Below are 2,535 nucleotides of genomic sequence, written 5' to 3'. Positions count from 1 at the left end.
GATGTACTTTAATCGTTCATATCATCGGTCGGGCACTTTATGGGAAGGAAGGTATCGTTCTTGTCTTGTTCAAAATGAGATTTACCTATTGCAGGTTTATCGATACATCGAATTGAACCCTGTACGGGCAGGCATGGTTGATGACCCCGCGGATTATAGCTGGTCGAGTTACCAGTGCAATGCGTTAGGTAAAAAGAGCGAATTACTAACGCCTCATTCACTCTATCTTGCTATGGGTAAGGAAGAGTTGGAAAGGCAAGCGAGTTACAGGGAACTGTTTCAACATCACATTGAAGGTAAGTTGCTAGAAAACATACGCAGAGCGACTAACAAAGGCCTGGCATTAGGAAATGCACGTTTCATTGCTGACGTAGAGGCGATAACGGGTAAACGATTGAAAGAAGGAAAAAGAGGAAGAAAAACGGGGTGGAGAAAAGACAAACGAGAGCAGTCTGCCTCTTAGGTGAAGTCAGGTAAAATAAAGTGGCTCTGACCCCTTTTATTAGATGTTGGTGATGGTTTAAAAAGAGCTGGACAACTCAGAGACCAATTGGGTGATGCGCTGGGCAAAAAAGCTGCAACAGTTACGGGTGGGTTCAATAAAAAAAACGGAGATGTTGCAGCCGGAAGGAGCTGCGGATCAGCCAATTGTGCAGAGGATGTTGTTGTAGAGGCTCTTGGTGGAAACAAAGATGATATTATATTTACAAAAGCTAAGAGACCACGCACTGGAAATGAACAGCCTATCTGTACTGATTGTCAAGAACGCTTTAAACCAGAACAATTTCCGTCGGACGCGAGGCGTCAACAGTGATTTATTGGAAAGACATTAATGCTTGAAGAAAAACAAAGTCTTTGGAAACAAGACGATAACGCAAAGTACATCAATTGGTTACATGATCTATCAAAATCAGAAGATGAATCTGTCTCTAATGAACTTCGAGATAAATTTGAGAATACAGCAGTAAAAAACGAGTCTGTGACTGAGATCACTCCACATCTAGTTCCTATTATTCTGAGCTTGTTACCAAGTTCAGGTTCTTTAGCAAGAGCTAAGATGTTTGATCTACTCTATTCTTTTGGTGCTGGATATAGTTACTTTAATGAAGATGTTTACTATGCCGATAAAGAGCTTGAATTACTTTGCAGGCAACAAGTGAAGTATGGCGTTTCACAATACTTTTACTATTTAGAACATGGGAATCTTGAAGAGAAGCTGTTGCTTGCAGATTTATTAGAGCTATGTTCTAGGGATGATCAAGTGGTGAAAGGTAGAATCGTGTGGATGCTGAATCAGCTTATTGGCTCGGAGCAAAACCAAGAGCTACTGAAAAAGTATCGAGAAGTACTCTCAGAATTAGCCTAGGAAACAAGGGACCATGGAAGATTTTGGCTTCGCTGTTTGAATCCAACCAAATCGCCTCGCACTCGCGGGGCTTTGTTTTTCTATAGCTTCAAAGCATCGCATACATCAGGATGCTTGCTAGCAAAGTCATTGATTTTGGCCTCGGTCTGTTGAAGGTCAATTTCATAGCGGCAGAAGAATTTGATGATGTTATCGTCTTCCTCACATATTGCTCGTACATCATTCTCACCAGCATCAATATTCCAGCGGCCATCACTTTCCAGTGGGTAGGCATCTCTCGCACGGAAATGTTCTTTTGCAATTCGTGAGATTAGGTGGGTAGTTTTATCAGCGTGCTTGGCTCTCAAAACTGTAGCGCAATAGGGCATGAGCCGGACCTCTTGCATTGTTTTATTGATTGAATTGTAAGTATTACCCGCAAGTCAGGTCAATGCAGAATTGTCCAAAATTCGCTCATGTATCTGAGAGCGCAGTTCTGGTCTGAATTGCGCCATGTCTGAGAGCCACAACCAGAGGTTAAGTGGGTAAATCACTTTGGTTTGAGTGGGTATATTAAATCGTAATTGTGGGAAAAAGCGACCAGCGCAAGCAATTGCCTGAACCACAGTTTTTCCCCACTCAATCTTTTTCATATTACCCAACTAATCTGAAAAGGATTCCCCAAGATGATGATAAAAACTACCCATTGGTTCAAGACAGGATATTTTCGGATTTAAGCTTAGCAATGATCCAGCTCAGCCCTAGCTGACTGATTGGTCGAAGTGGTTTGTCGTTTGCGTTATCGAGTAGGTCTGCATGGACAGAGAGCTGATTGGCATTGCTCAATACATATTGCAGAGTGCAATGCGATTTACGGTCTTTCGGCATTAAAATTTCAATAAGCATTTGGTAGTTGAAATCGAATATTGCGTGTAAGTTCTCAACTTACACTTTATTGAGTTTCCAAAAAGGTAAAATGGCGCTTTGTTCAAATACATCCGCGTTATGCATAGGCAGAACAATATGCCTTTGAAAGTGTTGGTATAGAGCACGCTGAAGAATAAAAAGGGTCAGAGCCGAATTAAATCCTCTACACTCAAAGGTAAGGTTATTTTTTTGCTTAATGAGAGGATAAAATGCCGAGAAAGCCGAGGGCATCTGCAGCGGGTGTTGCAGAGCATGTTATTCAA

At 41.7% G+C, this 2,535-nt stretch carries 4 protein-coding genes; 2 read left to right on the top strand and 2 right to left on the bottom strand.

The features are described from left to right. On the top strand, positions 1-463 hold a 463-nt coding region (locus tag AC27G9_RS21210; protein ID WP_487076557.1), incomplete at its 5' end, for a transposase. 369 nt (positions 464-832) lie between these two features. Continuing rightward, entirely contained in the window at positions 833-1,366 is a 534-nt protein-coding gene (locus AC27G9_RS21205; RefSeq protein ID WP_487076556.1) for a hypothetical protein, read from the top strand. 80 nt (positions 1,367-1,446) lie between these two features. On the opposite strand, the gene AC27G9_RS21200 is transcribed toward AC27G9_RS21205, so the two are convergent. Both AC27G9_RS21200 and AC27G9_RS21195 read right to left on the bottom strand, forming a co-directional pair. Continuing rightward, entirely contained in the window at positions 1,447-1,734 is a 288-nt protein-coding gene (locus tag AC27G9_RS21200) for a hypothetical protein (RefSeq protein ID WP_487076555.1), read from the bottom strand. A 322-nt stretch (positions 1,735-2,056) separates the two neighbouring features. Continuing rightward, entirely contained in the window at positions 2,057-2,233 is a 177-nt protein-coding gene (locus AC27G9_RS21195) for a hypothetical protein (RefSeq protein WP_487076553.1), read from the bottom strand. Between the last annotated feature and the right edge of the window lie 302 nt (positions 2,234-2,535).

The organism is Alteromonas sp. 5NS40-0096, assembly GCF_057544385.1.
The sequence above is the reverse complement of the archived record's forward strand: the minus strand, read 5'-3'. Positions and strand labels throughout refer to the sequence as shown.

Excerpts from the sequence above, each read along its gene's own strand:
- AC27G9_RS21200 (WP_487076555.1), bottom strand. The coding sequence starts at position 1,734 with ATGCCCTATTGCGCTACAGTTTTGAGAGCCAAGCACGCTGATAAAACT.
- AC27G9_RS21195 (WP_487076553.1), bottom strand. The coding sequence starts at position 2,233 with ATGCCGAAAGACCGTAAATCGCATTGCACTCTGCAATATGTATTGAGC.
- AC27G9_RS21205 (WP_487076556.1), top strand. The coding sequence starts at position 833 with ATGCTTGAAGAAAAACAAAGTCTTTGGAAACAAGACGATAACGCAAAG.